A 21,121-nucleotide genomic window follows, 5' to 3' on the forward strand; every position below is an offset into this window, starting at 1 on the left:
TCGGGCGGGTCATGGGTCGTGGGTCATGAATGTCGGGCCGGGTCACGGGGATCGGGCCGGGCCACGGGGGTCGGGCCGGGTCACGGGGGTCGGCCGGGTCGCGGGGGTCGGCCGGGTCGCGGGGATGATCGGGCCCGGTCGCTGGGGCCGGGCCACAGCGCAGAGTAGCCCTCTGGCCAGGGCGGATGGACGGCGGCCGAGTGCCGAGCAGGTCACACCGGACGGCCGTGCGGGCTACTCGTCGGTCGGAGCGGAAGGGGGGACGGGCCGCCGCTGCGGGTGGCTGATGGTCACGGCTCCGCGGAAGCCTTCCGGTGACATCGTCGACATCGTGTCGAGCGACGCGTCCGGCACCGGCAGGAGGTGGGCGTCGACCCAGGTGTCTCCCGTCGACGCGTTGGCCCAGGGGTCATCGATCACGACGGCGCCGGGCACGACGCCGTGGCAGAGCACCCAGTGCGGCACGTCGAACCCCTGCATCCCGGCGAGCGAGAGCAGGAGCAGTACGTGCTCCTGCCGGCCGATCGCGTCCCGGATCTCGGTCAGGGAGAGGTGGCGCGGGTCGATCGGGACGCCGACGCGATCGGCATCCGTACGCGACGCGCGCTGGAGCAGGGCGCGCCACTCCTGGTCGCCCGGAGGGAGGTGGTCGAGCATGACCGGCCGGTCCGTGTCGAGGTGGACCGTGACCTGGGACGACGGCCGGGCCCGGCGCACGGCGACACCCAGGCCGACCGGCTCGCACGCCATGAAGTTGTTCGCGTCGCGCCACAGCGTCAGCTCCGCCCGGCGGTCGAGCGCGTCCCGCGCCAGTACTCCCGCGTGCACCTGCGCGACCAGGGCGGTGACGGCGCCGCAGGTGAAGTGTGTGGTCTGCCCGTAGTACGGGGGTGCGCTCACCACGTCGTCGCGCAACCAGCGAACGTAACCGGCGGCCGGTCCGGCCGCACCCTCCGACTGCGTGAGCGGAGGGCTCAGGGTGGCGAAGCCCGCGGCGGCGGCGTCCTCGGGGCGGGCCGTCCATCCTTCCCATTTCAGCTGTACGAGCTCCTGACGGCGTGCGTGGGCGGCGACGGCCGCGACGGCCGCCCGCACGTCGCCGACGGCGTCGACGATCTTCAGATAGGCCGTGTCCGGGCGGGCGGTCACGAGCGCGGCAGCCGTCCAGTCCTCGCCGTCGTCACCGGGAACGGCCACGATGTGCGGGGCGTGGGCGGAGCGGTCGACCGCGCGCCAGCGCTCCGACACCTCGTCGTGTACGAGCCGCGCCAGTCGGTCCGGCGGGGTATCGGGCTCGTACGGCACGACGATGCTCTTCACGGGCCGCACGGGCCGCACGGGCCTCTCCTGCTGGGACGACATTCGGGTGCTCCTGGCGGGACGCGGGGGGGCGGGGACGGGGACGGGGTAGGGAGTACGGGGATTCACTGCGGGTGAACGGCGGCCCGCCGACTGGCGGGACCGGAGCCCGGAGCCGGCCGGTCCGGGCTCCGTACCGGCCGGAGGTCATGCGCGGGACTGCCGGAGCACCCAGACGAAGTACGGTGCGCCGACCAGGGCGATCATGAGGCCGGCCGGCACCTGGGCGGGGGCGACGACTGTGCGGCCGAGTGCGTCCGCCACGCACACCAGCAGCCCGCCGAGCAGCATCGCGACCGGGATCGCGCGGCCCTGCCGGGCGCCCACCAGCGAACGGGCGAGGTGCGGGGCGACGAGTCCCACGAAGCCGACGACGCCGACGGCGACCACGCTGAGCGCCGCGAGCACCGCGGCGATCGCCAAAGCGGAGAAGCGGGTGCGCTCCACCCTGACGCCGACGATGCGCGGGGTGTCCTCGTCGACGGCGAGCAGGTCGAGCCGATCGCGCATGGACAGCAGTACGGGAAGCGCGAGCGCCAGGGCCACCGCGACCGGTACGACGTCGGAGAACGTACGGCCGTAGGTCGTACCGGAGAGCCAGGTGAAGATGCGGGGCGTGTTGTACGGGTCGGCGCGCAGCAGGAGGAAGGTGGTCACGGAGCTGAGGCCGTACCCCATGCCTATGCCGATCAGTACGAACCGGTCGGGCAGGAAGCCCCCACGCCAGGCCAGCAGGGCGATCACCGCGAAGGTGGCGAGCCCGGCCGCGACGGCGACCGCGACGAGCACCGCCTGTCCGCCGCCCAGCCCGGACGTGACGACGCCCGCCGCACCCAGCCCGGCGCCCGCCGTGATGCCGAGCACCCCCGGCTCCGCGAGCGGGTTGCGTACCGTGCTCTGCACGACGCATCCGGCCAGTCCGAGCGCCGCGCCGGCGAGGACCGCGGCGGTGACACGTGGCACCCGGTCGTCGAGCGCCTGGCCGATCAGGTCGGGGGCGGTGCCCTGGACCCAGAGGGCGATGTCCCCGGTCCGCAGCCAGAGGCTCCCCGCCAGGACCGCCACGAGGACCGCCGCGGCCAGCAGTGCCACCGCGCCGGACACGACGAGGAGGTACGCGCGGTGGGATCGTACGGCGACCCGTGCCCGCGGGGGCTGCCGAAGCCGGCCCGTGTCACGCAGCCGCAGCGCGAGGACCACGATCACGACGGAGCCGAGCAGCGTGGTCGGCACACCGGTGGGGATGGAGGCCGCCCCGTCCGCACCCTGCACCGCACGCAGGACCGCGTCCGCGAGCAGGATGAGCAGCGCGCCGAGCAGGCCGGCCGCGGGGATCAGGAGCAGGTGCCGGCGCAACGCGCGGACCCGCCCCGCGATCAGGCGGGCCAGGACGGGGGCGCCGAGACCGACGAAGGCCATCGGGCCCGCGAGGGTCACCGAGGTGCTGGTCAGGAGTACCGCGCAGACCACGGCGGTCACCCGGGTGCTCCGGATCGGCACGCCGAGGGTGGACGCGGTGTCGTCACCCAGGTTCATGACGTCCAGCCGCCGGGACAGTGCCAGGGCGGCGCACAGCACCACGACGACGAGGGGGATGGCGCGTACCGACGCGTCGATGTTCAGCTGCGAGAGCGAGCCGCTTCCCCAGGCGTAGAGGCCGGTCGTGTTCTGCTTGAACAGGATGAGGAGCATCCCGGTCGCGGAGTCCAGGGCCATCGCCATCGCCGATCCGGCGAGGATGAGGCGGGTGCCGGAGGTGCCCGCGGCCCGGCCCGCGAGAAGCAGTACGAGCGCCGCCGCGACCAGGCCGCCGGCGAAGGCGACGACGCCCGACGCCCACAGCGGGACGGCGAGGCCGAGGGCCGCGATGAGCGAGACGGCGAAGTAGGAACCGGCCGAGACCGCGAGGGTGTCCGGCGAGGCGAGCGTGTTGTGCGTGACGGACTGGAGCAGCGTGCCGGCGCAGCCGAGGGCGAAGCCCACCGCCACGCCCGCGAACAGGCGCGGCAGGCGTGAGCCGGTGAGGATCTCGCCGACCGGCGCGCCGTCGGCGCTCTCCCGTTCCCCGGCGAGATGGCGCACCAGGTCGCCGACCCCGACGCCCGATGTCCCCTGGGTCAGGTGCCACAGGCCCACCAGGACGGTCGCGACGAGGAGGACGGCCAGGACAGCCGCCCCGGCGGGGCCGCCGCCGCGCTCCACACGCGGGCGCGCCGGCACCGCCCCTTCCGGTGGCGCTGTGTCTACGGCGCTCACTTCTTGTCGAGCACGTCGACGTAGGCGTCGATCGCCTGCTCGTTGGAGCGCGGGCCGCCGGCGCCCCACACGCTTGCCGGGAAGGCGTGGGCGCGGCCTTCCTTGACGGCCGGGAGGGTCTTCCAGATCGGGTTCTTCCGGATCGCCTCGACGTATCCGCCGGCGTCTTCGTCGTTGGCGTAGAAGAGGTTGGCGTCGCCGACCGCGACGAGTCCTTCGACGTCCGTCTGCGCGAGGCCGTAGGCGGGGTCGACGCCTCCGTCACCGTGCTCCTTGTTGACGCTGCTGGTCCACGCGGGCTTCATGCCGAGTTCCTTGCCTATCTCGGTGAACAGGGCGCCGTCGCTGTAGGGGCGGATGGTGAGGTTGCTCCCCTCCAGCCATCCGTCGAAGAAGACGAAGTCCTTCGTCGGCAGGTCGGCGTCGGCGACCTGCTGCTTGGCCTTCGCCAGGTGGTCGTCGAACTCCTTGAGCACCTGGTCGGCCCGCTCGGTGCGTCCCGTCGCCTGGCCGATCATGCTGAACACCTCGCGCATGTTCCCGATCGGGTCCTTGGGGTTCGCCCCGCGCGTGGCCATCACGGGGACACCTCGCTTCTCCAGCTTCTTGATCGTCTCGTCCTTGGCGTCGAACGCCTCCACGACGATGAGGTCGGGCTTGGTCGCGTAGAGGGTGTCGAGGTCGGGTTCCTCGCGTGTGCCGATGTCCGTCACCCCGCTGGGCAGCTTCTCCGCGCTGACCCAGGTGCTGTACCCCTTCACGTCGGAGACGGCGGCGGGGGTGACGCACAGGGTCAGCGCGTCCTCGACCTGCTGCCATTCCAGGACCGCGATGCGCTTGGCGGGCTTGTCGAGCTTCACCTGCCGGCCGACGCCGTCCTTGAAGGAGACCGGCTCCGTCGAGGTGGTCGTGGTGTCCTGGGTGCAGTCCTTCGACGTGGGGGCCGGGGCGGCGCTGCTCCTGGCCGTGATCTCGTCGGCGTCGGTGGTGCCGCAGGACGTGAGGGCGAAAAGGGCGAGCCCGGTCGAGGCTGCTGCGGCCGTCAGGCGACTGGCACGGTTCATGGAGGGGTCCTCTTTCTCGGACTCGAACGATTCGGCGGAGCGGCGAGCGGGCTGCTCCGGAAGGGGTGCCGCCCTCTTCAGGAGAGGTGGCGCCCGAGTGGGTCGATACGCAGACGGCCGGTGCGCGGATCGACGCCGGCTTCGACCCGGATGTCGTAGACCTCGCCGATGTTCTCGGCGGTGAGAACGTCGGCGGGTGCGCCCGCCGCGTGCACACGGCCGGCACGCATGAGGACCAGCGTGTCCGCGATCCGGGAGGCCTGGTCGAGGTCGTGCAGCACGATCCCGACCGCGATGCCGTGCTTCTCCACGAGATCCCGCACCAGGTCGAGCGTCTCGAACTGGTACCGCAGGTCCAGGTGGTTGGTCGGCTCGTCCAGCAGCACGACACCGGTGTCCTGGGCGAGGCATGCGGCGAGCCAGACACGCTGCATCTCCCCGCCGGAGAGTTCCCCGACCAGCCGGCCCGCCATGTCCCGTACGCCGGTGACGCCCATGGCGCGGTCGATGGCGGCACCGTCCTCGACGGTCGGTCCGGCGAAGCCACGCCGGTAGGGGTGGCGTCCGAACGCCACGACCTCCGCGACCGTCAGCCCCTGGGGTGCGGGCCTCGACTGGGAGAACAGTGTGACCTCGCGGGCGAACTGACGGGGGCTGAGCAGGGCCGCGTCACGCTCGGCCTGTCCGTCGGGGGCGCCGAGCGTGACCCGGCCGCCGTCCACCTGATGCAGTCGGGAGAGCGCGCGCAGCAGCGTGGACTTGCCGCTCCCGTTCGGCCCGACAAGGGCGGTCACGCGGCCGGGTTCCAGGGCGACCGAGACACCGTGGACGACCGGCTTGCCGCCGTAGCGCAGCACCAGGTCGCGCCCGTTGAGCGCGGCCGCCGGGGCGGCGGGGCCGGCCGGGGGACTTCCGGCACGCCGGAAAGGGCTTGTGAACATGAGGAGGTCCGGGTGATCGAGGGGCGCGGGCTGCGGCACCCCGCCCGGCTTTTACCGGCCGGGCCGCACGCTCTCCCGCACGCGGGCAGCACCGTGCGCGGCGAGCAACAACTAAGGGTTACCTAACTTCGAGAAGACTATATTCCACTTGTCATGCAGACAATCCGGCGTTCTCGCCACCCGATACGGAATTCGGGACATCCCGGGGCGCCGCGCCCGCCGCGCCGAAGAACGCGCCCGGCGTGGTTCCCATGACACGCCGGAAGGCGGCGATGAAGGAGCTGGGCTGCGCGTAGCCAAGGCTCTCGGAGACCGACATCACATCGAAGCCGTCGGAGAGGAGCATCAGCGCCCGGTGCACACGCAGCATCTGCCGCCATTGCGCGAAGGAGAGACCTGTCGTCTGCCGGAACGCGCGAGTGATCGTACGGTCGCTGCTCCCCAGCCACCGCGCCCATTCCTCCAGTGAACGGCAGTCGGCGGGATCGTTCAGCAGGGCCTCGGCGATCGCGTCGATCCGGGGGTCGCCGGGCAGCTGCAACGCGAGCTGGTGCTCCGAGGGCTGGATCACGTCGAACACGACGGATTCCGCCCGCAGCCGGGCCGCCACCTCAAGATCGGTGCGCGACAGATGAGTCAGCAGCGACGTGAGCAACGGCGTCATGGCGATCGCTTTCGGCTCCCCGAACGCGAACGGCGTGCGGTCGGGGGCGAAGAAGGCGTCGTGGAAACGCGCACCCTCCGTCGCCCGGCCCGCGTGCACCACTCCGGCGGGCATCCACAGCCCGTGCCCCTCGAACACGGTGAAGACGCGGTCACCCACCCGGGACGTCAGCGTCCCCCCGCGCACCCAGACGAGCTCATGCAGACGGTGCGAGTGCGGCGCCCACTCCGTGGGGGCGGGGACGATCCGGAACTCCGCGACGACGGCACCGGAGGCTTCCGCCCGCTCCGGGAGCGCCCCGGCCCGGCGCAGCACCGTGCCCGCCTCGCGCCGCCACATCCCCGGGCTCACCTCACCACGGGACGATCGGACCATGCGGACGAGTCTAAGGGGCCGTCCCGATCCGGTTCCCGTTGAGCCGTGTGGCATCGAACTCATCGCCAAGGTCGGCCAAAGCGCGTGTCCCGCACCTGGTTCCGCCCTCCCGGCGACCTACGTTGTCCCGGTGGAGCAGCACAGGACACGTCCCCCGCAGCGCAGGCAGACCCGGCAGGCCCCGCTGTCCCCGCTGGGGGCGGCCAGGGGAACCAAGAAGGCGGTCGGCGGCACGGGGGCCCTCGGCTACCGGGTGATGAGCGCGCCCGCCGGGCGCGACGGCCGGGCGGTCTCCCCCGCCGTGCTCGCCCTGCGCCGACTGCCCAACCCCCGGCTCACCGGTATCGGCGCCGGGCTGTTCGCAGCCGCCGCCATGTTCGTGCTCGGCTGCCTGGACCGGCTGCTGTTCGACGGGTCCGCCGCCGTGTTCGGCGTACTGTTCCTGCCGGTCAGCGCCCTGACCGCGTTCTGGGCGCGGCCCGCGGACCTGGTGACCGCGCCGATCAGCGTGCCCATCGCCTTCGCCGTCGGGATCGTCCCCATCTCCGGCGGCACCGGCGGCTTCGGCGGGCAGACCATGGCCGTCGTCACCGCCCTCGCGGTGCACGCCGGCTGGCTGTACGGCGGAACCCTCGTCGCCGGCCTCATCGCGACCGTACGCAAGGTGCGGCTGATGCGGGCCCGGCAGCGGCGGATGCTGCTGGCCGCGCAGACCGCCCGGCCCGCCGCGCACCCGGCCGCGCAGCCGCAGGGCGTCTCCCCCTCACCGGCCTCCCGCCCCGCCGGGCGCGCCCCCCGCCGCCCGTCCCAGCGCTGAGCCGTACGCCCCGCCCGCCTGCGGGCTCAGCTGCTCGCCGCCGCCATCGCCGCGCCCACGATGCCCGCGTTGTTCTGGAGCTCCGCCGGGACCATCTCGGCCCGTACGCGCTCGATCAGCGGCAGGAACTTGTCGGCCTTGCGGCTGATACCGCCGCCGACGATGAACAGCTCGGGCGAGAACAGCATCTCCACGTGGGCCAGGTACTTCTGCACCCGGCGCGCCCAGTGCTCCCAGCTCAGGTCCTCGTCCTCCTTGGCCTTCGTGGAGGCGCGCTTCTCCGCGTCGTGGCCGTTCAGCTCCAGGTGGCCGAGCTCCGTGTTCGGTACGAGCTTGCCGTCGACGAAGAGGGCGCTGCCGATCCCCGTACCGAAGGTCAGCACGATCACCGTGCCCTTGCGGCCCCGGCCCGCGCCGAACGTCATCTCGGCGACGCCCGCCGCGTCCGCGTCGTTCAGCACGGTGACGGGGAGGCCCAGCTTGTCGCCAAGGAGGGTGCGGGCGTCGAGGTCGATCCAGCCCTTGTCGACATTGGCCGCGGTACGGGTCAGGCCGCCGGTGACCACGCCCGGGAAGGTGATGCCGACCGGGCCCTTCCAGTCGAAGTGGCCGACGACCTCGGCCACGCACCCGGCCACGTCATCGGGTGTGGCCGGGTGCGGTGTCAGTACTTTGCGGCGCTCCTGCGCCAGGTCTCCGCGCTCCAGGTCCACGGGAGCGCCCTTGATACCTGATCCGCCGATGTCCACGCCGAAGATCTCCATGTGATCCACCGTACGGGCACCCGGCGCCGATCACTTCCGGAACGGAGAAGGGAGGGCCGAGACCCGCTACTCGCCCTTCAGGGCCGCCGCCTCCGCGCGCAGGTCGCGGCGCAGCTCCTTCGGGAGCGAGAAGACGATCGATTCCTCGGCGGCCTTCACGATCTCGACGTCCTCGAAACCCCGCTCGGCCAGCCATGCCAGCACGCCGTCGACCAGGACCTCGGGCACGGACGCGCCGGAGGTGACGCCGACCGTGGAGACGCCCTCCAGCCAGGCCTCGTCGATCTCGTCGGCGCCGTCGACCAGGTGGGAGGCGCCCGCGCCCGCGCCGAGGGCGACCTCGACCAGGCGGACGGAGTTCGAGGAGTTCTTCGAGCCGACGACGATCACCAGGTCGGCGTCCGCGCCCATCTGCTTCACCGCGATCTGGCGGTTCTGCGTGGCGTAGCAGATGTCGTCGCTCGGCGGCGAGATCAGCAGCGGGAACTTCTCCTTGAGCGCGCCGACCGTCTCCATCGTCTCGTCGACCGAGAGCGTGGTCTGGGAGAGCCAGACGACCTTCGACGGGTCGCGCACCTCGACGTTTCCGACGTCCTCGGGGCCGTCGACCAGGGTGATGTGCTCGGGGGCCTCGCCGGAGGTGCCGATGACCTCCTCGTGGCCCTCGTGGCCGATCAGGAGGATGTCGAAGTCGTCCTGCGCGAAGCGGACGGCCTCCTTGTGGACCTTGGTGACCAGCGGGCAGGTCGCGTCGATCGTGGCGAGTTTCCGCTCGGCCGCCTCCTGGTGCACGGTCGGTGCGACACCGTGCGCGGAGAACATCACGATCGAGCCCTCGGGGACCTCCGCCGTCTCCTCGACGAAGATCGCGCCCTTCTTCTCCAGGGTCCGTACGACGTACTTGTTGTGGACGATCTCGTGGCGCACGTAGACCGGGGAGCCGTACTGCTCCAGGGCCTTCTCCACGGCGATCACGGCACGGTCCACGCCCGCGCAGTAGCCACGGGGAGCGGCGAGGAGGACGCGTCGGGCGGTCGTAGCAGTCATGCGTCCCATCGTAAGGCCGTACCGAACAGGCGCGGGTGGCGACGGGTCGGGAGACTGATCTCGACGCGACCAACGGAGGGCTCATGGCCGGCAGCGGTACGGATTCCACCAGCGGCAGCACCGCGGAGCGGGCCGGGCTGCGGCGGACGCTGGGATTCCGGGACCTGGTGGTCTACGGGCTGCTCTTCATCGCCCCGATGGCCCCGGTCGGCGTGTTCGGGACGCTCGACGCGAGGTCGGACGGCGCGGTCGCGCTCGTGTACGTGGCCGCGACCGTCGTGATGGCCTTCACCGCCTTCAGTTACGCCCAGATGGTGCGGGTCGCCCCGCTGGCCGGTTCGGTGTTCGCGTACGCCCGCAGGGGGCTCGGTGAGGGGCCGGGGTTCGTCGCCGGGTGGATGGCGATGCTGGACTACCTGCTGATCCCGGCCGTGGCCTACCTGTTCTCCGGGATCGCGATGAACTCGCTGGTGCCCGGGGTCTCCCGGTGGGTGTGGACGGCGCTCGCGGTGGTCCTGACGACGCTGCTCAACCTGTGGGGCGTGCGCGCCGCCGCCCGCGTCGGTTTCGCGGTGCTCGCGATGGAGATCGTGGTGCTGCTGGTGTTCCTGGTGTCCGCCGTGGTGGTGCTCGTACGGGACGGGGCGCAGCGCGGCTGGCTGACGCCGCTCACCGGGGACTCCGGTTTCTCCACGACGGCGGTGCTGGGCGCGGTGTCGGTGGCGGTGCTCTCGTACCTCGGTTTCGACGCCATCGCCACGTTCGCGGAGGAGGTGACGGGCGGTTCGGCGAAGGTGGCGCGGGCGCTGCTGTTCTGCCTGGTGCTCGCGGGCAGCCTGTTCGTGGCGCAGGCGTATCTGGCCGCCCTGCTGGAGCCGATGACCTCGGCGGAGCTGGCCGCCGATCCGGCGGCGCAGGGCTCGGCCTTCTACGACACGGTGGACTCCTCCGTCGGCACCTGGCTGCACGATCTGGTGGCCGTCAGCAAGGCGATCGGGGCGGCGTTCGCGGCGCTCGCCGGGCAGGCGGCCGCGGGGCGCCTGCTGTTCGCGATGGCCCGCGAGCGGAGGCTGCCGGCGCTGCTGTCCCGGGTCGATCCGCGCTCCGGCGTGCCCCGGGTCGCGATCCTGATCGCCGCCGTCGTGACGCTGGTGGCGGCGGTGTGGGCGGCCCGGCGCGACGACGGGCTCGACCATCTCGTCTCGGTCGTGGACATCGGGGCGCTGACGGCATTCGTCCTGCTCCACGCGTCGGTGGTCGGCTGGTTCGTGGTGCGGCGGATGGAGGGGCCGCCGAGCTGGTGGCGCCACGTCCTGGTGCCGGTGGTCGGTGCGGGGGCGCTGATCGCGGTGATCGTGGAGGCGGCCGGCAGCGCCCAGGTGGTGGGCGCCTGCTGGTTCGTGGTGGGTCTGGTGGTGCTCCTCGTGCAGCGGGGGCGGCGGGGTGTGGCCCGCTGAACGCGGACGGTCCGGTTGTCGGTCCCGGCCGTTACGCTCGCTCGCATGGCTCTGAACACTTCTCCGGAAGCCCCGCTGCCCGTCGGTGACGTGTCGCGGCTCATCGGCGGCTGGATCGACCGGCTCGGTTCGGTCTGGGTCGAGGGCCAGATCACCCAGCTGTCCCGGCGGCCGGGCGCCGGTGTGGTGTTCCTGACGCTGCGCGACCCGTCGCACGACATCTCGGTGAGCGTGACGTGCTTCCGGCAGGTCTTCGACCGGATCGCCGACGTGGTGTCGGAGGGCGCGCGGGTCGTCGTCCTCGCCAAGCCCGAGTGGTACGCGCCCCGGGGGCAGCTGTCGCTGCGGGCGACGGAGATACGGCCGGTCGGCATCGGCGAGCTGCTGGTGCGGCTGGAGCAGCTGAAGAAGTCCCTGGCCGCCGAGGGCCTGTTCGCCCTCGACCGCAAGAAGCCGCTGCCCTTCCTGCCCCAGCTCGTCGGCCTGGTCTGCGGCCGGGCCTCGGCGGCCGAGCGCGATGTGCTGGAGAACGCCCGCCGCCGGTGGCCCGCCGTCCGCTTCGAGGTCCGCAACACCGCCGTGCAGGGGGTGCACGCGGTCAACCAGGTCGTGCGGGCGGTACGGGAGCTGGACGGCGTCCCGGAGGTCGACGTGATCGTCGTGGCGCGCGGCGGCGGCAGCGTCGAGGACCTGCTGCCGTTCTCGGACGAGGAGCTGATCCGTACGGTCGCGGCCTGCCGTACGCCGGTGGTCTCGGCGATCGGGCACGAGCCGGACTCCCCGCTGCTCGACCTGGTCGCGGACGTACGGGCGTCCACGCCCACGGACGCGGCGAAGAAGGTCGTGCCCGACGTGGGCGAGGAGCTGGACCGGGTGCGGCAGCTGCGGGACCGGGCGCTGCGGACGGTCCGGGGGCTGCTCGACCGGGAGGAGCGGGGCCTGGCCCACGCCCTGGGGCGGCCCTGCATGGAGCACCCGCAGCGGATGGTGGACGAGCGCGCGGCGGACGTCGACGCGCTGGTCGGGCGCTCCCGCCGGGTGCTGGGCCATCTGCTGGACCGGGCGGACTCGGAGCTGGCCCACACCCGCGCCCGGGTCCTCGCGCTGTCCCCGGCCGCGACCCTGGAGCGCGGCTACGCGGTGCTCCAGCGCGCCGACGGGCACGTGGTCCGGGACCCGTCGGATGCGGGCGCGGCCGGGGAGACGCTGCGGGCGCGGGTGTCGGGGGGCGAGTTCGCGGTGCGGGTCGCCGAGTGAGCCGGGCCGGGGGGCGGGGGGCGGGCCTCCGGCGGACCGGGCCGGGCCGGGCCCGGTCGGGCCAGACCAGACCGGGCCAGGCCGGGAGCGACGTGCAGGCCGACACGGACCGGCGTAAACCGGCACAGGCCGGCCAAGGGCCGAGACAGGCCGGCCACAGGCCGATACAAGCTGACACATGCCGATGCGTAGGGTGGATGACATGACGGACGACGGGACGGCGACCGCCGCCGCGACGGGCACGCTCGGCTACGAGCAGGCGCGCGACGAGCTGATCGAGGTGGTGCGCCGACTGGAGGCGGGCGGCACCTCGTTGGAGGACTCCCTCGCGCTCTGGGAGCGCGGCGAGGAGCTGGCGCAGGTCTGCCGGCACTGGCTGGAGGGCGCCCGCGCCCGGCTGGACGCGGCCCTGGCGGGCCCGGCCGGCGGGGAGGGCGGCGACGGGGACGGCGGCCCCGGGGGCTCGACGGCGGCCGACGCGGGCTGAGCCCGTACCGGGGCGTTCCTGTGTCGTGGGCCGCCTTATTCCGGCTGCGTGGGGTGAGTCTCCCCACTTTCGATTTAGTTGAACATTAACGCACTTTCGCCGTACGGTGACCGTCGTTGCTCGATCCCCCGTGGTCGTGATCCGATCCCCCCGTGTACGTCCGGAAGGTATACCCACGATGTCGCTCGTTCTTGACCCCGCCGCTCAGGACCTCCTCTTCCGCGAGGCCCGCACCGCCAACACGTTCACCGACGAGCCGGTGACCGAGGAGCAGGTCCAGGCCATCTACGACCTGGTCAAGTACGGCCCGACCGCCTTCAACCAGTCGCCGCTGCGCGTCGTGCTGGTCCGTTCGGAGGAGGCCCGCGCGCGCCTCGTCACGCACATGGCCGAGGGCAACCAGCCCAAGACCTCGACCGCCCCGCTGGTCGCGATCCTGGCCGCGGACAACGAGTTCCACGAGGAGCTGCCGGCCCTGATGCCGCACTTCCCGCAGGCCAAGGACATGTTCTTCTCCGAGCGCCCGGTCCGTGAGTCGGCCGCCTCGCTGAACGCCGCCCTCCAGGCCGCCTACTTCATCATCGGCGTCCGCGCCGCCGGCCTGGCCGCCGGCCCGATGACCGGCTACGACGCCGCGGGCATCGAGAAGGAGTTCCTGGACGGCGACCACAACGTCCTGATGGTCGTCAACATCGGCAAGCCGGGCGAGGACGCCTGGTTCCCGCGCCTGCCGCGTCTCGCGTTCGACGAGGTCGTCAAGACCGTCTGAGCCCCGCCGCCCGAGAGGGCGGACAGTGGCATGGGGACGGCCCCGGAGTGCGCTCCGGGGCCGTCCCCGTACTCATGCGCCGAACACTCGTGCGCCGGCCGTGAAGCGGCGGCTCCGGTCCCGCACACCTGACGCGTCAGGACGATGCCCGCGCGTCCCCGAGTTCCCCCTCGAATCCGGACAGCAGCGCGTCCAGCGCGAAGTCGAAACGCGCGTCGGCGGTGTCCTCGCCCGCCTCCCGGGCAGCGCCCACCAGCAGCGGATACGCCTCCGCGTCCAACGAGGCGAAGCTGCCGGCCCCGTCGACGTCGCCCGCCTGCGCGGCGGCGTGCCCGACGACGAAACTCGTCAGCGAGTAGAGGATGTCCAGGGTCCTCGGCAGCCGGAAGCCCGCCTCGTGCAGCATCCCCACCACGGCCTCCATCGTCCCCAGGTTGCGGGGCGTCATGGCGGCCCGGGACAGCAGGAGCGGCACGGCGTTCGGATGGGCGCCGAGCGCGGCGATCAGCGCGTGGGCGTAGGCGCCCAGGTCCTCCCGCCAGGTGGCGGCTCCGAATTCCGGAGGCACGGCTTCGGCGACGACCTGCTCGATCATCCCGTCCAGGAGTGCGCTCTTGTTCGGCACGTGGTGGTAGACGGTCATCGCCTCCACCCCGAGCTCGTCGCCGAGCCGCCGCATCGACAGAGCGGCCATCCCCTCCCGGTCGACCAGTCGCAAGGCCGCCTCCAGGACGGCCTGGCGGGTGAGCCCGGCGCGCTGCCCGCGAGCCCTTCTGGCCGCCATGGCACCTCCCCTTTCGTACCGGACGACCCACGACCGGATTGACGAGTCTTACGACGTAAATATAACGTCCCCACATGGCCTTACGTTGTAAGAATTACTGGGTGCATCAATGACCGGCGAGGGCGAGAGGGCGATGACCACCACCGAACTCACCACGGGAAGACATCCCGCACGGCCACCGGAGCATGCCGCTCACGCGCGGGAGGAGCCCCCGCCGGGGCGGAGCACGACAGGGTTTCTGCGGCCCTACGCAGGGGCCTTCGCCGCCGTGATCGTCCTACAGGTCGTCGGCGCCCTGGCAGGGCTGGCGCCGCTGCTCGCGGTCGTCGAGCTGGGCCGCACCCTGCTCGCGCCGGGTCCGGCCGACCACGACCATGTCCGGCTCGTCGTGGTCGCCGGTGCGGGCGGGCTGTTCGTCAGGCTGCTGCTCACGGCCGCCGCGGCGGGAGGCGCCCATCTGCTCGACGGGCGGGTGCAGTTGGCGTTGCGCCGCCAGCTGGCGGCCCGGCTGGGGCGGGTGCCGATCAGCTGGCTCTCCGGCCGCCGTCGCGGTGAGCTGGCCAAGCTGGTGGGTGAGGACGTCGGCGCCGTGCACCCGTTCATCGCCCACACCCCCGGAGAGCTCGCCTCCGCCTTCGTCGTGCCGCTGGCTTCGCTGGTGTACCTGTTCACCATCGACTGGCGACTCACCCTGATCACTCTGATCCCGGTGGTCGCGGCGGTGGCGCTGGTCCCGCTGATGATGACCCCGGCCCGGCTGCGCGAACAGGCCGACTTCGACGCGGCGATGGCGCGGATCGCCGGCTCCGTCGTGGAGTTCGTCCAGGGAATCGCGGTGGTCAAGGCCTTCGGCGGGGGTGAACGCGCGCACCGCGAGTTCCGCGCCGCCGCCGACGCGTTCGTCGACACCTTCAGCCGCTGGGTACGGGGGATCTCCCCGATCGCCGCGAGCATGCAGCTGGTCCTCGCGCCCCCGTTCGTGCTCCTGACCGTGCTGACCGGCGGTGCGGCGCTGATCGGTGACGGGTCGCTGGCCCCGGCCGACCTGCTGCCGTTCCTGCTGCTGGGACTCGGGCTGACCGCCCCGGTGGCGGCGCTCGGGCACGGCTTCGACGAGTTGCAGGCCGCCCGCCGCGCGGTCGGCCGCATCCGCGACGTGCTCGCCGTGCCGCCGCTGCCGGAGCCCGCGAACCCGGTCGCGCCGCACGGCCACCGGGTGGAGCTGCGCGATGTCCGCTTCGCCTACGAACCCGGCCACGACGTCCTGCGCGGGGTCGACCTCGTACTGGAGCCGGGGACGGTCACCGTGCTCGTCGGACCGTCGGGGAGCGGCAAGTCCACGCTGGTCCAACTACTGCCCCGGTTCGTCGACCCGACGGCCGGCTCGGTCCGCCTGGGCGGCGTCGACCTGCGCGAACTGGCCGGCCGGGAGCTGTACCGGCAGGTCTCCTTCGTCTTCCAGGACGTCCGGCTGCTGAACGCGTCCGTCACGGACAACATCGCGCTGGCGGCACCCTCCGCCACTGCCCAGGACGTGGAACGTGTCGCCCGTCTCGCCAACGTCCACGACCGCATCCTCGAACTCCCGCACGGCTACGACACGGTGATCGGCGCGGAGGCCCGGCTGTCGGGCGGCGAGGCCCAACGGGTCGCGCTCGCCCGCGCCCTGCTGGCCGACACCCCCGTCCTGGTGCTCGACGAGGCGACCTCCTTCGCCGACCCGCTCACCGAGCAGGCGGTGCGCCGCGCCCTGGACACGCTGCGGGGCGAGGACAGGACCTTCCTGGTCATCGCGCACCGCCTGGAGACCGTCGCCGGCGCCGACGCCGTCGCGGTCCTGGAGGACGGAGTGATCGTCGAGTACGGCCCGCCCGGTGAACTGCTGGAAAAGGGCGAGAGGTTCGCCGCCCTGTGGCGTACCCGGCAGGTGGCGGGTTCCGCGGAAGAGGGTGAGCGGCTGTGACCACGCACGGCCCGGCCGATCCGATGAAGACGTGTCTGCGGACCCTCTTCGAACAGCGAGGGGACGAGCTCCGATGATCACCATGCTGCTGCGGGTGCTGGGCCATCAGCACGCCCGCCCGATGCGACGCACCCTCACCCTGATGACGACGACCGCGGTGGCCGAGGGCCTGTCCTACGCCCTGCTGGCACCTGTGCTCCGGGCCCTGCTCGGGGGCACGCCGCAGCACGCCTGGCCCTGGCTGGGCGCGTTCGGGGCGGCGGTGGCGGCGTGTGCGGTGCTGCGCTTCCTCAGCGACCTGTCGGGGTTCCGCGTCGGCACCGCGCTGCTGCGCGGCGTGTACCACCGCCTGGGCGACCACCTGGCCCGGCTGCCGCTCGGCTGGTACAGCGCGGCCCGGGTGGGAGAGGTGTCCGTCCTGGCCGGCCAGGGCGTGCTGCGGTCCATGAGCGTGATCGCGCACCTGCTGGCACCGTTCGTCTCGGCCGCCGTGACGCCGCTGACGGTCGTCGCCGTGATCCTCGGGCTCAACTGGCAGCTGGGCCTGGCCGTCCTGGCAGGCGTCCCCGTCGTGGTGGCGATCCAGATCCTGGCCGGCCGCTCGACGGCCGCCGAGGACGCGGAGCGCGCCACCCGCGACCGGGAGGCCACCGGACGGGTCATCGAATACCTCTGGGCACAGCCGGTCCTGCGCGCCGGCGGCCGGACCGCCGAACGCTTCCGCCTCCTGGACGACTCCCTGCGGCAGGTCCAGCGGGCCTCCCGCCGCTCCACGCTGTCCGCGCTGCCCGGCGCGGTGGGCCTGACACTGACGGTGCAGGCGGTGTTCACCACGGTGCTGGCCCTGGGGGCGTATCTCGCACTCGGCGGACACATCGGGGCCGCCGAACTGCTGACGGTCCTGGTGCTGGCGACGCGCTGCGCGGACCCGCTGCTGTCGCTGGCCGACCTCGGCGGCAAACTGCGCGCCGCGCGCGGGGAACTGGCCAGGCTCGACGCGCTGCTGCGCACCGAGCCGCTGCCGCAGGCCACCGATCCCGTGGAACCGGCGGGGCACGGGGTGGAGTTCGAGTCGGTCGCCTTCCGGCACGGAGAGCGCACCGTGTTCGACGATCTGTCGCTGTCCGTCCCCGAGGGGCAGTGGCTGGCAGTCGTGGGGCCGTCGGGTGCGGGCAAGAGCACCCTGCTCCAGTTGCTCGCCCGGTTCTACGACGTGGACGCGGGTGCGGTGCGCGTCGGCGGCGTGGACGTACGCGCGATCAGCACCGAGACCCTGATGGCACAGTTCGCCATCATCTTCCAGGACGTCTACCTCTTCGACGGCACGATCGAGGACAACGTACGCCTGGGCCGGCCCGACGCCACCGGTGCCGAGGTGCGCGCCGCCGCGGAGGCGGCGCGGCTGGACGAGGTGATCGAACGCCTGCCCGAGGGGTGGGCGACCGCCGTCGGCGAGGGCGGCGCCCGCCTGTCGGGCGGCGAGCGCCAGCGCGTCTCCATCGCCAGGGCCCTGCTGAAGGACGCCCCGATCGTGCTGATGGACGAGGTGACATCCGCGCTGGACCCCGTCAACGAGTCGGCCGTCCACGCCGCCGTCGAACACCTGGTGGCGGGCCGGACCGTGGTGTCGGTGGCCCACAGGCTGCACACCGTCCGGCGCGCCGACCGCATCGTCTTCGTCGACGGCGGCCGGATCGTCGAGGAGGGCGGCCACGAGGAACTGCTGCGCCTCGGCGGTCGCTACGCGGCGTTCTGGGACCTCACCCTGGACCCCTCGGCGCCGGGACCGGCACCGGAACGCCTTCTTCCGCCGGTGATGTGAGCGAGCACGGGCCGGTCGCGGCGCCCCGCGACCGGCCCGAAGCCTTCCCCGTACGCACGGACGCGCGTCGTCTGCGCAGGCCCGCGTCGTACGCCCAGACCGGCGTCGTGTGCACAGACGCTCGTCGTATCCGCAGATCCGCGTCGTATCGGCAGACGCACGTCGTACGCACGGACGCGCGTCAGGACGTCTTGAGGGCCGCGGCCATCTCCGCCAGTCGCTCCGCCGGGGCCGAGCCGGTCACGACCGTCGTCGCGCCCTTCTCCTCGCGCACCAGCGCGTCGTACTTCGGGCCCTCCCAGCGCTGCCAGGTCTCCCCCGCCACCTCCTGCGTGCGGCCGGTGTCCTTCGCCTTCTGGCTGACCTGGCTGATGTACGGCTTCGCCGGGGACGTGGACTGCTCCACCGCGACGTACTTGCCGTCCGGGTCCAGGAAGCCGAGGTGCCAGCTGTTACCCCCGTCCCGGTCGTAGGTGACCGAGGTGGGCTTCCAGCCCTCGGGCAGGCCGCTGGGGGCCGCCACCGGGTACGGGGCGGCGCGCCGGGCGGTCAGGAGCTCGACACGGTAGTCGACCGCCTTGATCGGATCGGCCTTGTCGTCGTGCGGAATGAAGATGTAGACGACACCTGCCACGGCGGCGATCGCCATCAACGACAGGATCATGTCCCGCACGGTCTGCTTGCCTCGCTTGCTTGCCACGGGACCATCGTCGCATCAGCCCCCGCGGGACCGACTCGGGGGCGCCCCGCTCAAACGTGACCCGGTCTGCTCATTTTATCGACCTGGCGATAGAGTCAGATCACCCTCATCCGGTCGTCGTCGTACAGAAAGGTGCGCTCCGATGTCCGAGCATCATCTGCCGTCCCAGCTGGAGGTCTCCCCGGAGGCTCCCGACCGCAACCTCGCCCTGGAGCTCGTCCGGGTCACCGAGGCCGCCGCCATGGCCGCCGGGCGCTGGGTCGGCCGCGGAGACAAGATCGGGGCCGACGGCGCGGCCGTGAAGGCCATGCGGACCCTCGTCTCCACCGTGTCCATGAACGGCATCGTCGTCATCGGTGAGGGCGAGAAGGACGAAGCCCCCATGCTGTTCAACGGCGAGCACGTGGGTGACGGCACCGGGCCCGAGGTGGACATCGCCGTCGACCCGATCGACGGCACGACGCTGAACGCCAAGGGCATGCCGAACGCGATCGCCGTCCTGGCCGCCGCCGACCGGGGCGCGATGTTCGACCCGTCCGCGGTCTTCTACATGGACAAACTGGTCACCGGCCCCGAGGCCGCCGACTTCGTCGACATCAACGCGCCCGTCTCGGTGAACATCCGGCGGGTCGCGAAGGCGAAGAGCTCCACGCCCGAGGACGTCACGGTCGTCATCCTGGACCGCCCCCGCCACGACGGCATCGTCAAGGAGATCCGGGAGACCGGCGCCCGGATCAAGTTCATCTCCGACGGCGACGTGGCCGGATCGATCATGGCCGCGCGCGAGGGCACCGGCGTCGACCTCCTGATGGGGATCGGCGGCACGCCCGAGGGCATCATCTCGGCCTGCGCCATAAAGTGCCTCGGCGGCACCATCCAGGGCAAGCTCTGGCCCAAGGACGAGGCGGAGCGGCAGCGCGCCCTGGACGCCGGGCACGACCTGGGCCGGGTGCTGTCCACGGACGACCTGGTCAGCGGGGACAACGTGTTCTTCGTGGCGACCGGCATCACGGACGGCGAGCTGATGCGCGGGGTGCGCTACCGCGCGGAGACGGCGACCACCGAGTCCATCGTCATGCGGTCCAAGTCGGGCACCATCCGGACGATCTCCTCCACGCACCGGCTGTCGAAGCTGCGCGCCTACAGCGCCATCGACTTCGACCGCGCGAAGTAGCCCCGGCGGCTCCGCGCCCACCGGCGCGTTCGGCGACGACGGCGACGGTGGACCCGGCCCGCCCGCGCGTCCGGCCGAAGAGGCGCCCCCCATGTGCGGTGGGGGGCGCCTCTTCGTACGAACGGGTACGAACGCGTACGGGCGGGGGCGGCGGCCTCGTCAGCCCGCCGCCGCGACCCGCTCGGTCGCGCCCGAGGCCTTCAGCTCCACGTCGCGCCGCCTGCGCCGGGCGAGCGCGACGCGTCGCTCGGCGGCGGTGAGGCCGCCCCAGACCCCGTACGGCTCGGGCTGCATCAGGGCGTGTTCGCGGCACTCGACCATCACGGGGCAGCGCGCGCAGACCCGCTTCGCGGACTCCTCGCGCGAGAGGCGGGCGGCAGTCGGCTCCTTCGACGGGGCGAAGAACAGCCCGGCTTCGTCCCGGCGGCACACCGCCTCCGAATGCCAGGGGCCGGCCTGGTCCTCCCGAGCGGGGGCCCGCTGCGGGGGGACGGCGGCGACCTGCAGGGGCTGATGCGGCAGTTGCAGCACGGGTCCACTCCTGACGACGGCTTCGCGAGCGAGAGACGATGCAGCAGTCCCTACCCGCTGTGCGCGCGCCTATGCACTGAGTGGCACTCAGGTCCGTTCCGCGCAATTGCGGTCGAGTGCCTTTCCGGCCGGAAACGCACCCGCGCCCGCGCCGGAATCCGCGCCGCGCCTCACATCGCCGCGCACTTCGTCAGTGGCCGAGATGTTTGCGCAGCCGGTCCTGGAGATCCGCGATGAACTTGCCGCGCTTCGGCTTCGCCTCGACGCTGCCGAACACGGAACATCCGTTCACGACCACCACGGGCGCCTCGGGATCGGGGGATTCCAGCGTGCGTACTTCGAAACTGCCGAAAATGCCCGTACCGCTGCCGCGCAGCGAGATGTTCTCGGGCACCTTGATCTCCACGCTCCCGAAGACGGAGGTCGCGTTGATCACGGTGAGACGCTGGCCGAAAAGCGCCTCGGTCAGGTCGATTTCCACACTGCCGAACAGCGAGAACGCGTTGGTACGCCCGCCGACCCGCCAGCGCCCCTTCCGGGTCGAGCTGCTGAAGATCGCCACCAGGTTGTCGGCGGGGCCGGTGGCCTCCTCGGGACCGTAGGAGTACGAGGTGCCGGTGGCGGCCCTTGGCGTGCCGCCCGGCGTCGGCAGGTCCCGCACCAGCGGTTCGAGCTCGCCGACGGTCTTGGCGCGGTAGACGGAATCGACCCGCTCCGCGTGTTCGTCGGCGGTCAGCCGGCCCTCGGCCAGCGCTTCCCGCAGAATGTCCGCGATCCGGTCGCGGTCCGCGTCGGAGGCGCGGATGACGTCTGTTTCCGCCGGTGCGGTGGGCTGCTGGGGCTGCTTCTCGAGGTCCACCGACCCAGCGTACCGAAACGCGATAGATCGC

The 21,121-nt window shown here is 72.4% G+C and carries 19 protein-coding genes; 8 read left to right on the plus strand and 11 right to left on the minus strand.

From position 1 onward, the window contains the following. Positions 1-234: 234 nt before the first annotated feature. From E6P78_RS18255 to E6P78_RS18275, 5 genes are all read right to left on the minus strand, one after another. Positions 235-1,362: a peptidase C39 family protein gene (locus E6P78_RS18255; RefSeq protein ID WP_136204665.1), complete on the minus strand. Its 1,128-nt coding sequence runs from the start codon at positions 1,360-1,362 to the stop codon at positions 235-237. A gap of 144 nt (positions 1,363-1,506) precedes the next feature. Continuing rightward, a complete protein-coding gene (locus E6P78_RS18260; RefSeq protein WP_136204666.1) occupies positions 1,507-3,579 on the minus strand; it encodes an iron ABC transporter permease in 2,073 nt (690 codons plus the stop codon). 32 nt (positions 3,580-3,611) lie between these two features. Beyond that, positions 3,612-4,679 (minus strand): iron-siderophore ABC transporter substrate-binding protein, encoded by a 1,068-nt coding sequence (locus E6P78_RS18265; RefSeq protein WP_136204667.1) that lies wholly within the window; start codon positions 4,677-4,679, stop codon positions 3,612-3,614. A gap of 77 nt (positions 4,680-4,756) precedes the next feature. Beyond that, positions 4,757-5,620, minus strand: coding sequence for an ABC transporter ATP-binding protein (locus E6P78_RS18270; protein ID WP_136204668.1), 864 nt, complete (start codon positions 5,618-5,620; stop codon positions 4,757-4,759). A gap of 151 nt (positions 5,621-5,771) precedes the next feature. Then, the gene (locus E6P78_RS18275; protein ID WP_136204669.1) at positions 5,772-6,659 is read right to left on the minus strand and encodes an AraC family transcriptional regulator; all 888 of its coding nucleotides are present in this window, start codon (positions 6,657-6,659) and stop codon (positions 5,772-5,774) included. A 256-nt stretch (positions 6,660-6,915) separates the two neighbouring features. Here E6P78_RS18275 and E6P78_RS18280 point away from each other — a divergent pair, with 256 nt between their 5' ends. Then, positions 6,916-7,476: a DUF6542 domain-containing protein gene (locus E6P78_RS18280; protein ID WP_136204764.1), complete on the plus strand. Its 561-nt coding sequence runs from the start codon at positions 6,916-6,918 to the stop codon at positions 7,474-7,476. A 26-nt stretch (positions 7,477-7,502) separates the two neighbouring features. Here E6P78_RS18280 and ppgK read toward each other — a convergent pair whose 3' ends face one another. Both ppgK and E6P78_RS18290 read right to left on the minus strand, forming a co-directional pair. Continuing rightward, positions 7,503-8,240: a polyphosphate--glucose phosphotransferase gene (gene ppgK, locus E6P78_RS18285; RefSeq protein WP_136204670.1), complete on the minus strand. Its 738-nt coding sequence runs from the start codon at positions 8,238-8,240 to the stop codon at positions 7,503-7,505. 66 nt (positions 8,241-8,306) lie between these two features. Next, positions 8,307-9,296: a 4-hydroxy-3-methylbut-2-enyl diphosphate reductase gene (locus tag E6P78_RS18290; RefSeq protein ID WP_206307837.1), complete on the minus strand. Its 990-nt coding sequence runs from the start codon at positions 9,294-9,296 to the stop codon at positions 8,307-8,309. 74 nt (positions 9,297-9,370) lie between these two features. On the opposite strand from E6P78_RS18290, the gene E6P78_RS18295 reads away from it, so the two are divergent. The 4 genes from E6P78_RS18295 (at position 9,371) to E6P78_RS18310 (ending at position 13,257) form a co-directional block, all read left to right on the plus strand. Then, the gene (locus E6P78_RS18295; protein ID WP_136204672.1) at positions 9,371-10,744 is read left to right on the plus strand and encodes an APC family permease; all 1,374 of its coding nucleotides are present in this window, start codon (positions 9,371-9,373) and stop codon (positions 10,742-10,744) included. Between the two features lie 45 nt (positions 10,745-10,789). Continuing rightward, positions 10,790-12,001 carry an exodeoxyribonuclease VII large subunit gene (gene xseA, locus E6P78_RS18300; protein ID WP_136204673.1) on the plus strand — a complete coding sequence of 404 codons (1,212 nt, stop codon included), beginning with the start codon at positions 10,790-10,792 and terminating at the stop codon, positions 11,999-12,001. Positions 12,002-12,203: 202 nt separating this feature from the next. After that, positions 12,204-12,488 carry an exodeoxyribonuclease VII small subunit gene (locus tag E6P78_RS18305; RefSeq protein ID WP_136204674.1) on the plus strand — a complete coding sequence of 95 codons (285 nt, stop codon included), beginning with the start codon at positions 12,204-12,206 and terminating at the stop codon, positions 12,486-12,488. Positions 12,489-12,666: 178 nt separating this feature from the next. Beyond that, a complete protein-coding gene (locus tag E6P78_RS18310; protein WP_136204675.1) occupies positions 12,667-13,257 on the plus strand; it encodes a malonic semialdehyde reductase in 591 nt (196 codons plus the stop codon). Between the two features lie 136 nt (positions 13,258-13,393). Here E6P78_RS18310 and E6P78_RS18315 read toward each other — a convergent pair whose 3' ends face one another. After that, entirely contained in the window at positions 13,394-14,041 is a 648-nt protein-coding gene (locus E6P78_RS18315) for a TetR/AcrR family transcriptional regulator C-terminal domain-containing protein (RefSeq protein WP_136204676.1), read from the minus strand. 268 nt (positions 14,042-14,309) lie between these two features. Between E6P78_RS18315 and E6P78_RS18320 the strand changes: the two genes are divergently transcribed. Continuing rightward, on the plus strand, positions 14,310-16,004 hold the full coding sequence (locus E6P78_RS18320) for an ABC transporter ATP-binding protein (protein ID WP_240799261.1): 1,695 nt from the start codon (positions 14,310-14,312) through the stop codon (positions 16,002-16,004). Positions 16,005-16,077: 73 nt separating this feature from the next. Beyond that, entirely contained in the window at positions 16,078-17,826 is a 1,749-nt protein-coding gene (locus E6P78_RS18325) for an ABC transporter ATP-binding protein (RefSeq protein WP_136204677.1), read from the plus strand. Between the two features lie 181 nt (positions 17,827-18,007). Here E6P78_RS18325 and E6P78_RS18330 read toward each other — a convergent pair whose 3' ends face one another. Then, on the minus strand, positions 18,008-18,526 hold the full coding sequence (locus E6P78_RS18330) for a DUF4245 domain-containing protein (RefSeq protein ID WP_136204678.1): 519 nt from the start codon (positions 18,524-18,526) through the stop codon (positions 18,008-18,010). Positions 18,527-18,668: 142 nt separating this feature from the next. On the opposite strand from E6P78_RS18330, the gene glpX reads away from it, so the two are divergent. Next, positions 18,669-19,700, plus strand: coding sequence for a class II fructose-bisphosphatase (gene glpX, locus E6P78_RS18335; protein ID WP_136204679.1), 1,032 nt, complete (start codon positions 18,669-18,671; stop codon positions 19,698-19,700). 159 nt (positions 19,701-19,859) lie between these two features. On the opposite strand, the gene E6P78_RS18340 is transcribed toward glpX, so the two are convergent. Then, positions 19,860-20,231, minus strand: coding sequence for a WhiB family transcriptional regulator (locus E6P78_RS18340; RefSeq protein ID WP_136204680.1), 372 nt, complete (start codon positions 20,229-20,231; stop codon positions 19,860-19,862). Positions 20,232-20,421: 190 nt separating this feature from the next. After that, entirely contained in the window at positions 20,422-21,090 is a 669-nt protein-coding gene (locus E6P78_RS18345; protein WP_136204681.1) for a DUF1707 domain-containing protein, read from the minus strand. Positions 21,091-21,121: the final 31 nt, after the last annotated feature.

The organism is Streptomyces sp. A0958, assembly GCF_004795035.1.
In the GTDB taxonomy this organism is placed as follows: domain Bacteria; phylum Actinomycetota; class Actinomycetes; order Streptomycetales; family Streptomycetaceae; genus Streptomyces.